This is a genomic window from Actinoplanes sp. NPDC051411 (assembly GCF_040682075.1).
Classification (GTDB): domain Bacteria; phylum Actinomycetota; class Actinomycetes; order Mycobacteriales; family Micromonosporaceae; genus Actinoplanes.
The window spans coordinates 1-15,118 of the sequence record NZ_JBFBAD010000086.1; the positions used below are offsets into that span (position 1 = coordinate 1).

General features: G+C 70.4%; 15 protein-coding genes and 1 pseudogene. 2 read left to right on the forward strand and 14 right to left on the reverse strand.

Features of this window, described 5'->3' with window-relative positions:
* The 5 genes and pseudogenes from AB0M88_RS36055 to AB0M88_RS36075 form a co-directional block, all read right to left on the reverse strand.
* Nucleotides 1–493: pseudogene (locus AB0M88_RS36055) on the reverse strand (hypothetical protein); the annotation flags it as partial.
* A gap of 112 nt (nt 494–605) precedes the next feature.
* Complete coding sequence (locus AB0M88_RS36060) at nt 606–1,319, reverse strand: hypothetical protein (RefSeq protein ID WP_364110305.1); 714 nt, start codon at nt 1,317–1,319, stop codon at nt 606–608.
* A gap of 353 nt (nt 1,320–1,672) precedes the next feature.
* Nucleotides 1,673–2,167, reverse strand: a complete 495-nt coding sequence (locus tag AB0M88_RS36065; protein WP_364110306.1) for a MarR family transcriptional regulator — start codon at nt 2,165–2,167, stop codon at nt 1,673–1,675.
* Nucleotides 2,168–2,429: 262 nt separating this feature from the next.
* On the reverse strand, nt 2,430–3,551 hold the full coding sequence (locus AB0M88_RS36070; protein WP_364110307.1) for an alpha/beta hydrolase: 1,122 nt from the start codon (nt 3,549–3,551) through the stop codon (nt 2,430–2,432).
* Between the two features lie 48 nt (nt 3,552–3,599).
* Entirely contained in the window at nt 3,600–4,730 is a 1,131-nt protein-coding gene (locus tag AB0M88_RS36075; RefSeq protein ID WP_364110308.1) for an alpha/beta hydrolase, read from the reverse strand.
* A 23-nt stretch (nt 4,731–4,753) separates the two neighbouring features.
* Here AB0M88_RS36075 and AB0M88_RS36080 point away from each other — a divergent pair, with 23 nt between their 5' ends.
* Nucleotides 4,754–4,972, forward strand: coding sequence for a hypothetical protein (locus tag AB0M88_RS36080; protein ID WP_364110309.1), 219 nt, complete (start codon nt 4,754–4,756; stop codon nt 4,970–4,972).
* A gap of 97 nt (nt 4,973–5,069) precedes the next feature.
* Entirely contained in the window at nt 5,070–5,258 is a 189-nt protein-coding gene (locus AB0M88_RS36085) for a hypothetical protein (protein WP_364110310.1), read from the forward strand.
* A 3-nt stretch (nt 5,259–5,261) separates the two neighbouring features.
* On the opposite strand, the gene AB0M88_RS36090 is transcribed toward AB0M88_RS36085, so the two are convergent.
* The 9 genes from AB0M88_RS36090 to AB0M88_RS36130 are packed head-to-tail and all read right to left on the reverse strand — an operon-like array spanning nt 5,262 to nt 15,115.
* A complete protein-coding gene (locus AB0M88_RS36090; protein ID WP_364110311.1) occupies nt 5,262–6,329 on the reverse strand; it encodes an NlpC/P60 family protein in 1,068 nt (355 codons plus the stop codon).
* The gene (locus tag AB0M88_RS36095; RefSeq protein WP_364110312.1) at nt 6,326–6,814 is read right to left on the reverse strand and encodes a hypothetical protein; all 489 of its coding nucleotides are present in this window, start codon (nt 6,812–6,814) and stop codon (nt 6,326–6,328) included. The genes AB0M88_RS36090 and AB0M88_RS36095 overlap by 4 nt, the downstream gene beginning before the upstream one ends.
* Nucleotides 6,807–7,061 carry a hypothetical protein gene (locus AB0M88_RS36100; RefSeq protein WP_364110314.1) on the reverse strand — a complete coding sequence of 85 codons (255 nt, stop codon included), beginning with the start codon at nt 7,059–7,061 and terminating at the stop codon, nt 6,807–6,809. The genes AB0M88_RS36095 and AB0M88_RS36100 overlap by 8 nt, the downstream gene beginning before the upstream one ends.
* Before the next feature lie 15 nt (nt 7,062–7,076).
* Nucleotides 7,077–7,385: a hypothetical protein gene (locus AB0M88_RS36105; RefSeq protein WP_364110315.1), complete on the reverse strand. Its 309-nt coding sequence runs from the start codon at nt 7,383–7,385 to the stop codon at nt 7,077–7,079.
* Nucleotides 7,382–8,005 (reverse strand): hypothetical protein, encoded by a 624-nt coding sequence (locus AB0M88_RS36110; RefSeq protein ID WP_364110316.1) that lies wholly within the window; start codon nt 8,003–8,005, stop codon nt 7,382–7,384. Before AB0M88_RS36110 ends, AB0M88_RS36105 begins: the two co-directional genes overlap by 4 nt.
* Nucleotides 8,005–9,864: a TraM recognition domain-containing protein gene (locus tag AB0M88_RS36115; RefSeq protein ID WP_364110317.1), complete on the reverse strand. Its 1,860-nt coding sequence runs from the start codon at nt 9,862–9,864 to the stop codon at nt 8,005–8,007. The genes AB0M88_RS36110 and AB0M88_RS36115 overlap by 1 nt, the downstream gene beginning before the upstream one ends.
* A complete protein-coding gene (locus AB0M88_RS36120) occupies nt 9,861–11,426 on the reverse strand; it encodes a hypothetical protein (RefSeq protein ID WP_364110318.1) in 1,566 nt (521 codons plus the stop codon). The genes AB0M88_RS36115 and AB0M88_RS36120 overlap by 4 nt, the downstream gene beginning before the upstream one ends.
* Nucleotides 11,423–12,940 (reverse strand): SCO6880 family protein, encoded by a 1,518-nt coding sequence (locus AB0M88_RS36125; RefSeq protein ID WP_364110319.1) that lies wholly within the window; start codon nt 12,938–12,940, stop codon nt 11,423–11,425. Before AB0M88_RS36125 ends, AB0M88_RS36120 begins: the two co-directional genes overlap by 4 nt.
* A gap of 21 nt (nt 12,941–12,961) precedes the next feature.
* Entirely contained in the window at nt 12,962–15,115 is a 2,154-nt protein-coding gene (locus tag AB0M88_RS36130) for a hypothetical protein (RefSeq protein ID WP_364110320.1), read from the reverse strand.
* Nucleotides 15,116–15,118: the final 3 nt, after the last annotated feature.

The window sequence follows — 15,118 nt, forward strand, 5'->3', positions numbered from 1 at the left end:
CACAACTCCGGTCCCCCCGGCGCCCCGCCGGGGACCCGCCGGGCGGACAGCTCTGGGTGTCCGCCAGGCGGACAGGTCCGCTTGGCGGACTACCAAATGCGGACGTCTCGCCCGCGCGCGAGTCGCCGGCTGGTGGTCCGCCGGGCGGACCACCGGCGGTCGCGGTGATGCGGCGCCGGGATGCGCGGGTCGGCTTGGCGACGCTCGGCGCGCCGATCAGCAGGGCGTAGCCGGTACGGGTGCTTCCTGATGCCGTCGGGGGCCGGTCGCGTTTAACCCATCCGCCGGTCTCGAGCGCGTCGAGCCATTCGGCGATCGTGGATTTCGACAGGCCGGTCATGGCGACCAGGGTGGACAGCGCCGGAGTGTGCTCGGTGGGAATGACGCCGGTTTCCCAGTCGGCTTTGACGGCCAGTGAGAGCAGCAGGTGGCGTGCTGGTGCGGGCAGGTCGGAGTTGAGGACCGCGCGCTGCAGGTCCAAGACGAATCTCACGCGGGCTTCCCCTTGCGGTGAGGATTTTGCTGGCTCAGATCGGTGTGAACGCGCTCGGCCGGGCCCCGCCGCCGGCGGTTCGACATCGGTGCTGGCGGCGGGGCGGCAGATGTCAGGACTTCAGCGAGGCGAGGATCTGCCTGCTTGTCTGGGTCATCGCCGTGAACAGTTGCGTCCGGGTGGTGGGCGCGGTGACGCCGAGCGCGGCGATCTCGAGGTACAGGTTGCCGTCGTAGACGGTCAGGTGGGGGCCCGTCTCCGGGTCGATCCGGGTGTAGGCGCCTTGCCCGATACCGGGCACGTCGGTGATCGACAACGACCGTTCCTGGACTGTGCGCAGACCGCGGTACTGCGCCTCGGCAGAGGCGCCTTTGAACGTGTCCATCTCCACGAGCACCGTTGTAGCTGCGGTAGCCGGTCCGAGTCTGCGCGAGCAGGTCATGAAGGTGATGAGCCCGGTGCTCGACGATTTCTGCGGCAGCAGGTCGCCGGTGGCCTTGCCGAGGACGGTTTCAAGGGGGCCGAAGTCGACGACGTCGCAGGGTTTCTTGACAGCCTTGTAGGTGTTCGGCGTGGCCGAGGTTGACGGTGAGCTCGTCGGTGGGGGCGTTTCGGCGGTCGCGGTTGGCGGTGTGACCGGGGCGCCGCGCGGATTCTGGCAGGCGGCGATGCCGAGCGTTGCGGTGAGAGCGAGGCCGGACAGCAGGGTGCTGGTGCGAGACATGTGCATGGCGAATCCTTTGTCGTTGGTAGGAATACCGGAGGAAACCGGGGCCGGTGTAGCCGGAGCTGACGCAGCGTCTGCCCCGGCCGAGACCAGCGTCATTGCTGCGCTGCGCCAGACACGCGGCACTCATCGAACGTCGGCGGGTACGGCCGGAGCCGAGCAGCAGAGCCGGTTCGCCGACGAAGGTGTCGATGTAGGGCTTGGCCTCGGCGAGCTGGTGGGTGACGGTCATGGGGAGGCCGAGCCCGGTCAGCGGGATGCCGAGGGCGCCGAGCGCGGCCGCCCACCTGGTGTGACCGACCGGTGCCCTCACGAAGCGCAGGGCATCCGCTCGTTACGCAGGCCGGCCCACAAGCGCGGGACAAGGATCAGTACCGCGCCGGCTGCGGCGCCGACAATCGTGTTGTACATGATCATGTGGGACTCCCACAGGGTCGAGAGTTTCGGCGGTTTCACGTGATGAGGCGCCGCAGGACGGCGACGTCGTGCTCATCGGGACCGCCGGGGCCGGTATCGAGCAGGGTGTTCAGCTCGGCGATGAGCTGGGCGCGCACCTGCTGGTTGAGCGCCCACCCCGCAGCAGTAGGTGCCAGCAGGGAGCGGCGGCGGTCCTTGGTCGGGACGCTGCGGCGCAGTAGGCCGCGCTTGATGAGGGCGGCGGCGCAGCGGGTGACCGTGCCGGTGGAGACGTGGGCCACGGCGGCGACGACTCCGGTGTCGATGGGGCGGTGCATCACGGTCACGTGCAGCACGTCGTAACTGGTCCAGGTCAGTTTGGCGTCGCGAAGCACGGTGGCCTCGAGGTGCCGGCGGGCGAAGTTCGCGGTGCGGCCTAGCGTGACGACGCGGTCCAGTGGTCCTGGTCCGGTGTCCTCGCCTCGGGTCTCCGGCGCCGCCAGCGCCGCCAGCGCGGCGACGTCAGCGGCGAACGATGGTGGTTCGCTCATGTGGAGGATCCCGTTTCGGGCCGGCGCGCTGGCGGGTGGGGCCGGGCGCGGGTCTTGCTGTGGCGGTGGTGGTCCCCGCGGAGAAGTTTCACGAATTTCTCGACGGGCCAGAACCGGTAGGCGTCGCTGTACAGGCCCTTCGTGTCGATGAGGCGCTCGTTGTGCCAGGCGGGTCGATCGCCGGCAGCAGGAACATGCATGGTCGTGGTCCTTCCGATGGGCGGTTCTGTGTGTGGGCCGTTCCGGTCGAGGTCGCTCGTCATCACCGACACGACGACACCGGGGCCGCATTTGGGGAGCGGTGCTGGTGGTGGAGCCAGGCGGTGATGGCGGCGAATGCCAGCGGGGCAGTGCGGTGCAGGTTGATCGAGTGACCGGTCTCGGGGACCGTCACCGCGGACAGCGCAGTGCCGGGCGGGAACGCAGCGCGTTCGCGCTGGCAGATGTCGGCTGCTGTGGCGCAGGGCTGCCCGGGTCCGCAGAACAGAGCGTCGGTGGCGCCGACGGCGAACAGGACGGGCACGGTGATGGCGCGGCTGTAGGCCAGTTCGTCGTCCGGCGTGAAGGTCAGCTCGCCAGACGTGGCGGTCGTTTTGCTCTGCTCATCCCACCCGGGGGCACCACTGACGGCGGTGTCCGGGTTCAGGAAGTAGCCGGGTCGGCTGCCGGGGCGGGTGGTCAGGTAGCCGTCCGGTGGGGCACTTGCCGCGAACTTCGGGTCGCTGGCGGCGGGGTACAAGTCGGTGACGAACTGGGTCATCTCGCCGACGCGGATGTCGTGCAGCAGTCCGGTGAGCACGAGCGCGTCGACGTCGTGGTAGGTGGCGGCTTCGGCCATCCAGATGACGGAGCCGTAGGAGTGCCCGATGCCGACGACGCGGGTGAACCGGCCGAGGCTGCCGTCACGCAGCGCGCGAACTGCTTGGTGGGTGACGGTGGCCTCGGTGCCGGTGGTGACCTGGTCGGCGGGTGGCCGGTCGCTGGCGCCGGTGCCGATGCGGTCGATGAGGTAGACGGCGTCACCGGCGGCCAGCGCCGCCGCGGTGTAGTCGGTGGGCGCGCTGAGACCGGTCCAATACCGGTGGGTGTAGGTGAGGCCGGGCCTCAGGAGCTGCACGGTGCTGGTCGCGCGGGCCGGCTGGCACAGCCATCCGGCGAGCCGGTAGGACGGCGAGCCGGGCCCGGGAGTCAGCGTGACGGCCAGGTCGTGCCGTACGCATTCTGTTCGCGCCGAACGCGGTTGCGCGTGTGCAGGGGCGGCGCCGAGCGTGAAGCCGGCCAGCACGAGTGCCAGAGCCAGCATGAGGTGCGCCAGGTGAGAGCGGGTGCGCGGGCCCTGCGGGTGCGCCGCATCGGCGAAGTCCGGTGCGGAGTTCGAGTACATGCGAGATCTCCTTCGAATTCGTTGGGGTATTCGGGGTGCGCGCGCCGTTCAGCGCCAGCAGGTCGTGACATTCGGGCGGTACGCGACGTGTCCGGTGGTGACGCGACCGATCCACCTGTTGGCCGCGGTGAACGCGATCGGTGCGTTGCGGTGCAGGTCGATGGCGTGTCCAGCGCCAGGAACGACGGCCGCGGCGACCGGGATGCCGGGGCTGTAAAGGTCCTGCACGCGTTGGCACAGCTGGATGCCGGTGTCGCACGGCAGACCGGTGTTGCAGAACAAGGAGTCGCTGGTGCCGTCGATGATCAGAACCGGGACTCGCACGCGCTGGCTGTCGCCCTGGTACCGGGCGGCGCTGATGGAGCCGAGTTCACCGGTGGTCGCGGTCGCCTTGGTGGCCTCCTGCCAGCGGGCGGCGCCCGGCGCGGCAGTGTCAGGGTTGAGGAAGAACCCGGCTCGGGTGCCGGGCGGGGTGGTCAGATACCCGTCGGGCATGCGCGTACCGGCGAACTTTGGGTCCTGACGGGCTGGATAGAGGCTGCTCTGGAACGCAGCGAGGCCGGGCTGGTTGTACTGCGGCTGTTTGCCGGTCAGGACGAGCGCGTCAAGGTCGCGGTACTGGGCCGCTTCCGCGGTGAGCGTGATCGAGCCGTAGGAGTGCCCGACCCCGACCACGAGCGGGTATCCGCCGAGGTGTCCGTCACGCAGGGCGGCGGCGATCTGGTGCGTGACGACGGCTTCGCTGTCCACGGGGACCTGGTCGGCCGGTGGGTGGTCGCTGGCGCCGATGCCGATCCGGTCGATCATGTAAACGGCCGGCCCGCGTTCCAGGGCCGCCGACGTCCAGTTCGTTGCCGGGCTGGTCCCGGTCCAGTAGGTGTGGTCGTAGGTCAGCCCGCACAGCAACAGCTGAACGGTGCTGGTGCGGGCGCGGGGCTGGCAGAGCCATCCGGCCACCCGGTAACCCGGCGCGGTGCTGGCTGGGGTGACGGTGACGTGCATGTCCCGGCGGGCGCATCCGCCGACAGCGGAGCCCGGCGACGGCCGGGGCTGCGCGTTGGCCGGTCCGGCGAGGCTCAGCACGGCGGCGATCGCCGCCATGGCGGCGAGTACGCCGGCGGCCGGCCGACGTGGCCGACGCGTGCGATGGCGGGCGTCTCGGGTCTGGGGCTGTTTCATGGGTGTTTCTCCATCGGTGGTGGGTGACGTCGCAGGAACGCGGCGGACGACGGGATTCCGGCCGCGGCGCTGAGATCCTCGGCGCGGTGGGAACGACGGCGGGCGAGGTGCATACCGTCAGGGAGGTGATCACCGCTGGGCAACTGGTGCACCTGCGGTATTCGTTCGGCGTCGTATTCCTCCGGGCGGCCGCAGCTCAGGCCAGCGAGCCCGAGACGAGGACCGGCCACAGCGACGCCTGAGCTGAGCACCCGGCGATCCGACCCGGCGTTGCCCAACACGTGACGTGCTGTGATCGGCGACCGAACGGGCCACGCGACGTCGGCGTAGGCTTTCCTTGTGGAGCGAGATCCGGAACATGGCCGCGTCGTCACCGTCCAAGACGAGGCGCAAGGCCCGTTCGTCCCCCTCGATCTCGACGCACTGTTCACGGCTACGCGCAGCAGTGCCACTGCAGACGAAAGCACCGAGGACGGCGCTGAGACCACCGGTCTTTCTAACTCTGTCGACACGGAAACCACAGATTGATTCCTAGTTCTCGAACCGGTAGGGCTTCATCGGGTAGGAGCCCCAGTACGGGTAGGGGATGCGCCGGTAGTGCGTGCCGCCATCACCGGACTGCTCGTAGCCCCAGTAGCTGGTCATCGACGGGTCGGCCCATCGTTCGAAGAGCACGACGTGGCCTTGTAGATTGAGCGCGGGGTTGATCATCAGGTCGCCCGGCTTCAGGTCGATCTTGGTCAGGACGGTGGAGCGAGCGGCCAAATCGACGGTGGTCAGACCAGGGCCGGGCAGGCCGAGCGCCATCGACACGTAGCCGGAGCAGTCGCGCCGGTAGCCGTGCAACAGCTCGCCGGGGGCGTTGCTCGACCGGTACGGCACGGGGCCGCCCGACCACGCCGTCAGCCATGACTTCGCGCGCTCGAACACGGCGTTGGGCTCGGTGCAGTCGTCGGTGGATCCGCTCGATGACGATGCGGCGATCACCGGGCAGGAGCTGACGCACTGGTCGAGATCGTCGGCGATGGCTTGCGGGTTGCCGGAGGTGACAGCCGCGGCGGCGGCGACGACTTTCTGGGCGTCGCCTTCGTAGTCGGCGTAGCGGTCGGGGAACCCGGATCGCTGCACCTTTTGGGCGGCCTCGGTCAACGGGAGCGTCTGCCAGCCGTCGAGGCGTTGCAACGCGTGGTAGAAGGCAGTCGATGCGTAGATCGGGTCTTGCAGCTGGGTGGGGGTGCCCCAGCCTTGGGAAGGGCGTTGCTGGAAGAGGCCAAGGGAGTCGTGGTCGTTGCGGCCACCGAGATTGCCGAGGTTGGTCAGCCCGGATTCGACCATCGCGGTGGCCACGGCGATGACCCAGCCGCGGGCGGGTACGCCGAGGCGCCGGCCGACGTCGACGATGATCGCGGCGTTAGCGACCTGCGCGGCACTCCACCGTCCGACGGCTCCCGTCTGCGGGCTGGTGGTGACCTGGGCGCTGCTAGACGAGGTGCCGCACGCGGCGGCGGCCGGGTCGTCGTCCAGGACGGCGCTCAGCGGCAGCCCACACAGGACGAGCAGCCCGGCCGCGGCCCCGAGGACCCACTTCGATGTCTTCACGGCACCGCCGCCGGGCCGGCGGAGGAGACAAGCCACCGGCCGCCGGTATTGATGACGGTGACCCGGATCGGCCCGGCGTCGGTCGGCACATCGGCGACGACTACAGCAGCGGTGGACGTCACCGGACGCGGCGGGCCGGTGACGCCGTGGGCAGGCACGTTGGACGGGTCGGTATCGGCGAGCAGTTGGGCGTAGGCGGGGGTGACCCACCGGCGGACGGTGGCGTACCAGGCGCGTTGGTTCATCGTGGGCCGGGCCCAGAGCCGGACGTAGGTTTGCGCGGCGTAGAGGGCCCCGTTGGCGGTCGGCGCGCTCGGCTCCGCCCGGCCGCCGGCGTCCGGCTGCTGGCCGTCCGGCGCCGCAGGTGCGGCGGCGCCGGTGACCCGCTGCGGTGTCGCCGAACTGCGTGCGGTCGTCGAGGAACAGCCTGCGATGAGCACCAGCACGCTCAGGACGACGGCCGCGCTGCCGCGGGGGTCAGCCATGCTCGGTATCCGGTGCAGGAGCGCCAGCGCCGAGGGCCTGATTGGCGGTCGCGGCCATGTGCCGTAGCCGGGTGTGCAGGTCGACCAGAGCGCGACGGCAGGCCGCCGGGGTATCTGCGGTGTGCGCTTCGATCAGCGCGGTGTTGACCGCGGCTGCTTGGGAGCCGAGTTCTCGGAGAATGTCGAGGTAGGTCGAGTAGTCGTCGCTCGGCTGATCCATGTTCGCCGGCCGCCGGTCGGCGCTCACACTGTGGACGGTCATTCAGCCCTCCAGGTCCGGCTCGTTGTCCTGCTCGGCGTCGAGCTCGCTCGTGGTCTCGTCGTCGCGCTGGCGCTGTTCGTCGTCGAATTCGGCGGCGCGCTGGTCGGCACCCGGGTCGTAGCCGGGGTACGGGTAGAGCGTCGGGTCGGTCATGGGTTCCATCCCCTCGGTGATGATCGGTTGATCGGTTCGAGCGTCGGGTTCAGCGATGCGGTGATAGAGGTCGTTGATGCCGTGGAACTGCGCACGCGACGCGACGACGAGGCGGTCCCACGCCTGGTCGGAGGTGATCTCGGCGGGCATCGTCATGACGGCCTGCTTCCATGTGGTCCAGTGGCCGTCGGTGCGGTTGTCTGGGGCCTTCCGGCGAGGTCGGTGTTCGCGGCCTGGATGGCGTCCTCGTCCCAGTCGGCCGGCCAGTCGAGATCGAGGTGGCGGTCGGTGTGGGTGCCGTTGCGGCAGCGGGTGTAGTCGTCCCAGTCGCGCAGCCGGGTGCGGGCGCGGGCGAAGCGTTCGTGCCACAGCAGCGGGCTGTCGGGCGTGGCGGCGTCGTCATAGGCCAGGTGCCAGGCGGCGGCCAGCGCGGCGAGTTCCTCGATCAGTGGCGCATGCCGGTACCAGCAGACCGGGATTTCCTCGGCGAGTTGGTAACGCTCGACGGCCCAGCCGACCCAGTCGATCAGCCACGCCCACACTGCGGCGGCGGCATCGCGGTCGAGGTCGCGCCACCGCAGCGGCCACGGCACCTCGGACCCCTCCCCGCCCGGCCCCGGCCGTTGGCGGCGGGTGACGACCTCGCGCAGTTCGAGGTGCTGCTGGTGCAGGGCGTCGACGGCCTCAGTGAGCCGGCCCAGCGACGCCGCGATCTGGGCGACGGCGGCCATTTCCGCCGGCGCGTCGTCGGGCAACTCGAAGTCGAAGGCGTCCATCAGGCCGCCTCCGCCAGCCGGTGGCGGAACGCGTCGCGTCCGGCGGTCAGCTCGCCGGCGTCGGCGCGTTCCCACCACGCCGGCACCGTGAGTTCGACCGGGGGAAGGTTGCCGACCAGCGCGAGGGCGCGGCCTTCGGGCAGGGTGCGCAGGTCGGCCAGGTCGAGCAGGTTCTCCCGGCGCACGCTTTCGCTGACCGAGGCGCGGCCACCGCCCCACGAGCTGCTGGAGTTGATCTCGGTGATCTGCCCGGCGAGGGCTTGCGCGTCGCGGAGGCCGGCGACGTCGCTGCTGCCCCCGATGAGCAGGCGGGCGCTGGCCGAGTCGGCGATGGCCCGGCCGCCTTTGTCGCCCCACCGTTCCCGGAGTTGGTGCAGGTTCTGCGCGAACACGCTGACGGCGACGCCCGATCCGCCTCCCTCATTCATGAGTGAAGGCAAGGAAGGCAAGGGCGCTATGTTGCTGATCTCATCGCCGATGAAGTACAAGCAGGGTTCGATCCTTCCGCCCGGTGCCGTCAGCGCAAGCCGTTTCGCCTGATAAAGGATGTCCTCGGACAGAGCCGCGAGCAGCGGAGCAATCAACGCCTGCGCATCGCGGGTACCGACCAAAAAGATCGTGCCGGACTCGCGCAGCCAGTCGACCGGCTTGAATTGGGTCCCCCGTGGCGGGCTGCAGGCGAGCAACACGCGAGGGTCGTTGAACGCGTCGAGGGAGCCGGAGACGACAGTCTGGATGGTGTCGCGGGCCCGGCCGGTGGTTTCGCGGTGCCGGGCGAGCCGGTCGGCCCAGGCGTCCACGCCGTGCGCGCGCAGGATCTTCTCGGGCCGCGAGTTGGCCGGGTTTTGGCTCCAGGCCAGGACGTCGAGCATGGTGGCGTGCTCATCGAGCGCGGCAGCATGAAGCAGTCCCCGCAAGATGGTGGAGGCCTGGTCGCGGAACCATTTCCCGTTCTCGACGGACTCGTCGCCGATGCCGGAGCCGGCAGCGAGGCCGTTGGCGCGCAACATGGCGACGATCGGGTCGTCGGCGCCTTCGATCGGTGACCACGCCATCCGGGGGACGCCGCGGATCTCGCCTTGCGGTTCGAAGATGAAGGTCGGGCCGATCGCGGCCCGCCGGTCGTAGGTGACTTCGGCGACGTCCAGGCGGGTGCTGGTGGTGAGGACGGCGCCGCGGGCGTCGGCGACCGCGGGGATCACGTATCGGGTGGTTTTGTTGCCGAAGCGTGGGATCGCTGCCGCGAGCAGCGTGTACTCGTTGGCCAGGTACAGCGGCTGCCGGCTGGTCGCGTCGTTGCCCAGGAACCGGGCGACCTCCAGGGGGTCGCGGCGCCGGGCGGTCTTGGCGGCGCGGGCCGCGGAGTCGTCGGCTTCGAGGATGGCCAGGCCGGGGCGGACGACGTCGATGCGAGAGCGGACCGCGTCGGCGGTCAATGTGCGGCGCAACTCGGCGCGGGTAGCGAAGCCCCGTCGGCGCATCCGGGTACGCGCCACCCGTAGTGTCGACCCGCCTACCGCCGTCAGCGATCCGGCGAAGGCCACGGCCCACAGCGAGTAGAACAGCCAGGCTGGCCCGATCGACGCGCGTGTCCGAGCCGGCCATGCCTGCGCCGGGTCGCCGAGGTGACTGGTCAGCCGCACCGCCACACCCGGTACGGCGCGGAAACCGGTGGCCGGCCAGCCGTGTCCGGACAGCAGCGCTGACAACGGTCCCGCCAACCACAGCGCGCCCAATGCGGCGGTCAGGATGAGGGCGAACAGAGCGAGCAGCAGTAGCCGCACGAGCAGGTCGGCCCGGGGCAGTCCCTGTCGGGGTATGCGGTGCCCGGGTGAGGACAGCGGCGCCCGGGTGCTCATGCCGGGGCTCCGCCGGTGACGGCCTCGAGGCGGGCGTCGTAGTCGGCGCCGCTGACCGGCTCGGGCTGGTCGAGTTCCATGTGGCTGTCGGTGTGCACCATCGCCGTTTCCACCTGCGACAGCTGGTGTTTGACGAAGAAGGAACGGTTGCCGATCTTCCACAGGCCGACGCCGGGATGCAGGTAGCGCAGCAGATCGGTCTCGACGTCGCTGGTGCCGAGGAATTCTCGGGCCTGTTCCAGGCTGCCGGTGGCTTGGTGGTAGCTGACACGGACGCCAGAGTCCTCGATCAGGCCGCGGGCGATGCGGACCTGTTCGGAGTCGGCCGACCCGGACGCCGCCAAATCCGAGAACCGGTGAAAGGCCAGGACGTTCGCGATGCCCAGCGCGCGGGCGAGTTTGAGCTGTTCGCGCATCCGGCGGATCAGAGGTAGGTGGCGGGCGATCAACGCGAACTCGTCGTAGAAGCACACCCGCGGGGGTGCGTCCGGCGCCGACAGTTCGGTCTCGAGCCAGGACTGGGCGCAGGTCATCGCCATGGCGGTCATCTGGTCACTGGTGCGGATCGTGCGCAGGTCCAGGATCGCGCCGGGCTGACTGAAATCGAGTGAGGCGCTGGAGTCGGCGGGGCCGTCAAACACGCCGCCGAGCGCACCGGAGATGAGTCGTTCCAGGGCGAGCCGTACGCGGCGGGAATCGGAGACGAACCATTCGAGGGGGTAGGAGAGCTTCTCGAGGCGGTGCTGCCACAGCGCCGGGTTGCCGCAGGCGGCGAGGACCGCAGACAGGGTGGGGGTGGCCATCCGGGTGCTGCTGGCGTCGTGTTCGCGGGTGACCGCGTCGACGGCGTATTCGAGCAGGCTGCGTTCGGCTTCGGTTAGGGGGCCGCCGAGCTGGATCTCCAGGAGGCCTTCCAGCAGCAGCAGGCGGCGGGTGCGTTGCAGTTGCCGCCACTGCGCTTCGGTCTGCTCCGGGTGCCGGCGGATCCCGGCGAGCGGGTTCATGATCACGCCGAGGCCGGGGCCGATGCGCACTGGTGTGATTCCGGCCAGGGCGGCGAGCTGCTCGTATTCGCCCTTGTAGTCGGTGCCGTAGAAGCGGGTGCCGAACGGGATGCCTCGGAAGGCGAGGGTTTTGAGTAGTGAGGACTTCGCGCTGCCGATCTCGCCGGTGACGGTCATGTTCGGGGCGGTGATGACCTTGGCCCGGTACAGCTCGTGCAAGGAGAAGGTGAATGCCGATCTGCTGTAGACCTCCATCCCGATCAGCGGCCCGTCGACCGGCAGGCCGGGGTCCGAGACGAACGGATACACCGAGCAAAGCTGGGCTGAGGTGGTGACCAGCGGCGGAAGCCGCAGCTGCCAGAACACCCGGCCTGCGGCCCGGCCGTACGCGCCGCGCGAGCTTGCCGCGACCGGGCCGAGGAGCCGGTCGCTCTGCCGCCGCAGCCCGGCCTGCTCGCGGGCATAGGCGGCCTCGGCCTTCGCCAGGTCCCGGGCGGCGGCCTGCCGCTCGATCCGGTCGGCGAGCGAGCCTTCGCGGCGTAGCACTCGGCGGCTCATGCGGACCATCCCCGGACCGGTTTCAGGCCGCGCGCCAGTGGGAGGGCGCCGGCAGCGAAGGCCTGGTCCTGCTCGCCGGTCAGGGTGATCGCCTCGCAGCCGGCCCGCGACAGGATCCGTTTGACCGCGCGGACGTCACGGTCGAGGTCCGTCACGGTGCGGGCGGTGACGGTCACCAGCAGCGCGTACCGGTGGCGCGCGTGCCCGGCGGCCTGTTCGCGGTCGGTCTGCTCGACCGCGCGGGCCTCATCCTCTTCCCGGGCGGTGCGTACCAGCCGTAGTTTGCGTTTGGTGACCTCGTCGCCGGCCCGCGACACCTTCTCGCGGCGGGTGGCCAGCTGCGCCAGCGCGGCCGCGACCGGCTGCGCCACCAACGTCACCGTGCGGCGAGTGGTGGCGCGCATATACAGCGGGGTCAGCCAGGTCGCGGTCACCGGCTGGCGGGGCATCTGCGCCACCCACAGCGTGCGCGAGAACGCGGAGTCGTGCTGGTAGGTGTTCCAGCCGAGCGTGCGCGCGGCGACCGGGCCGGCCAGCCGCGGTTCCACCCCCGCCGCAGCCGCCCCTGTCTCGGTGTCTGGTGTGGTGGCTCTTAGGTCGACGACTTCCTGATCGTCCGGGTCGAACTGCGTGCGGATCACCGCCGCGTAGGCGCGGGGGGAAAGCCAGCCGCCGGTGGTGACGCCGGCCTCGGACACAGCGGCTTCGATGCCGGTCAGCCGGTCAAGCACGATCGTTGCGATCGCCACATCGGTGCCGCCGGCCCGCGCGATCTCCCCGGACAGGCGGGCGATGTCGACAACGACCGTCAGGTAGATCTCGTGGCGCTGCGCGGCCGGCGCCGCCGCCGCGGTCAGCTGGGCCAGCGAGCGGTACGCCGGACTGCCGGTGTCGACAGCCCGGTTGACCAGGAACCGTTGGGCGGCGTTTCCGGTGTCCGGGACCGCCCGGGAGGTGACCGACCAGCGGATCAGCCCGGCCTCGACGTAATCGCCGCCGAGGATGTTGAGCAGCTGCGCCCAGTCGGTCAGCCGCTGCGTCTGCATGTCACGGTCGGCCAGGATCAGGTTCGCCCCATAACACGCCAGCGCCGCCGTCACCGTCCTTTCCCGGCGGTGGTGCAGCAGGCCGATGCGGGTGGTGCCGTCGGCGGCCGTCGCGGGCAGCCACACGTAGCCGGCCATCGCGCCCGGCAGGTCCATCCACCGCTCGACGCCGTTCGGTGCGTACGGCCCGCCCCGGTATTCGCTCTGCCCGGCTCCGCGTTGCAGCAGCGCGGCCACCACGACCGGGAACCACTCGGTGACTCGCCGCCCTTTGAACCGCAGCAGGCCGAGCGTGATCAGCAGCAGACACCCGCCGATCGCGGCGATCGCGGCGGCCCGCTGTCCGGCGATGAACAGGTTGAGGGCCACAACAGCGGCGATGACCCCGGCCATCACCAGCGCGATCTGCGACCAAGCGAACCCGAGAACCGCGCCCCTGGTCGACCGCGGCGGAAACTGAAACGGCATCGACACTTACTCCCTTTCCTTTCAGGCCAGCGGGACTTCGGTGGCGAGCGAGGCGGCAGTCTCGGCGCTGCTCGAGCCCGCGCCACCGGCCCCCTGGGCCGAGCTCTTGGTCGGCGTCTCAGGGCCGGTCCCGGTGTCTTCCGGTGTGGCGGGCGTTGCGCTCTCGCTGGTCGGCGGTGCGCCCGGCGAACTACCGCTCGCCGGTTCGGGGCCGCTGCTGCCCGGCACGCCAGTGCCGGTGCTCGCCCCGCCGTCGGCGGCCTCGGCCCCAGCCGGCTGAAGCATCGGGGCGCTTGTCGGTTCGGAGCCACGCGGCGCGGCGGGGGTCGCCGGCACCGAGCCACCTGCTCCGGTCGCGTCCCCGGGGGCCGTGAGCTGGCCGGCGGAGACGTCGTGCTCGGCGCTGCGGATACCGGCCTCGAGGCCGTCGGCCTCCTGCGCGTTCGGTTTGTCTCCCGATCCGGTCTCACCCTGACCCGCTTCGGTGTCTTCGGCGGGTTGCCCGACGCGGCCGCCGTCACCGCCGGTCGAGGCTGCGTCCGCCGCCTGCCTGCCGGTGCCATTGCCGAGGCCTGCGGCATCGCCCGCGCCGTCCAGCGGGGTCGTCGGCATGTCCGCGGTGTTTTCGCCCATCACCCCGGCGGCTGCCGAAGCCGGACTCCCACCACCCCCACCCCCGCCGCCGGTGCCAGCGCCGGGAGGGGTCGCGTTTACGTCGACCGGTATCTGGCTCGCCGACAGCAGGGCGTGGGCGTTGACGTCGGAGAGGTAGCCGTCCCACAGCGTCGTCAACCGCATCAAGATCCACGGCGCGGCCACCATCAGCCAGATCAACAGGAGCCCGCGCAACGCGTTCAGGATGTTGTCGGAGCCGTACGCCGACCGCGACCCGTAGATCCACAGTTCGGCGATGAACAGTTTGCTGCTGCCCAGGGCGTTGATCGTCCAGAACCAGCGGCGGCCCCAGTGCCGGGTTTCCTCTTTGACCTGCCCGGTCATCGCCATGGCCCCGAACAACGCGGCACCGGTGGCGAGCAGGCCACGAAAAAGCATGATCACGAACAGCAGGAGCAGGCCGAAGGTGGCGAGTACGGCCATGAGGAAGGCGATGAACAGTGTCCCGGCGCCGCCGGTGAGCTGGCTGAAGCTGGTCACCAGCCATGACGGGTCGTATGGGGTACGGGCGTTGGCCGCGATCACCGCGTTGGTGGCCTGGTCCCAGGCCACCACGATCGTGTATGCGATCCCCGCGGCGAACGTGACACCCAGGACAGCCCGCACGAGCCCGCCCAGCGTCGCCACCGGGCTGGGCCCGGTGTTCGTGCGTAGCCCGTTGATGATCGTGGAGAGGATGAAGAAGACGAAGATCAGCCCGACCAGAACCCCGGCCAGGGAGTTGTAGGTCGTGTAGAACGCGGCGTCCGGTGACGAGATCGCGGTGACGGTGAAGACCTGGGTCGCCAGTTTCGACAACAGCCACACCGTGCCCTGTACTGCTACGTCGACCAGCCCTTGGAAGCCAGCGCCGATCGTGCCGGCTAGCGCCTGCTGCGCTTGTTGCTGGATCTTGCAATTGAGGTCGGCCAGTGAGCAGTCCACGGGTTTCGGGTCCGGGTCGAACATCTGCTTCGACCACGCCGCGACCTGGCCGGCGCAGGCGCCCTGCTTGTGCTCCCAGGGCGAACCAGGTCCAGGGCTGCTCGTCGACGGGTCGGTCAGCAGGGTGCAGTCGATGAGCCCGGCCGGGCCCTTGCCGGTGCTGGGCCCGTCCATCAGCACCGAGGCGGTGCCATCGGGCGGAACCGCGCCCAGGGCGACAGATGCGGCAGCGCAGGAACGCCGGTCGGCGTCGTCGGTCGCTTTGCTGCAGGCGGTCACCCAGTGCGAGCGGACGCCGCGGACGCGGACCGGCTTGTCCACATGGACGGCCCACGGCATGCACCAGGCCACCGAGCCAGGTGCTTTCGCGGCGCACGTCGCGTCGACGGCCGGGCTGCTTGGCGACGGCGAGGGTGTCGGTACGGCTTGTGCTCCGGCGGCGCAGGCGAGCAGCCCGGCCAGCACGACGGCCACCACGACGGCGACGCGTGCCAGCGCGCGGGCGAGCCCAGAGCGCCAGCCGGTGCGGCGCCCCCTGGGAGCCGAGCCCGTCAGGAAGAGATTCGTCGTCGGCATGGC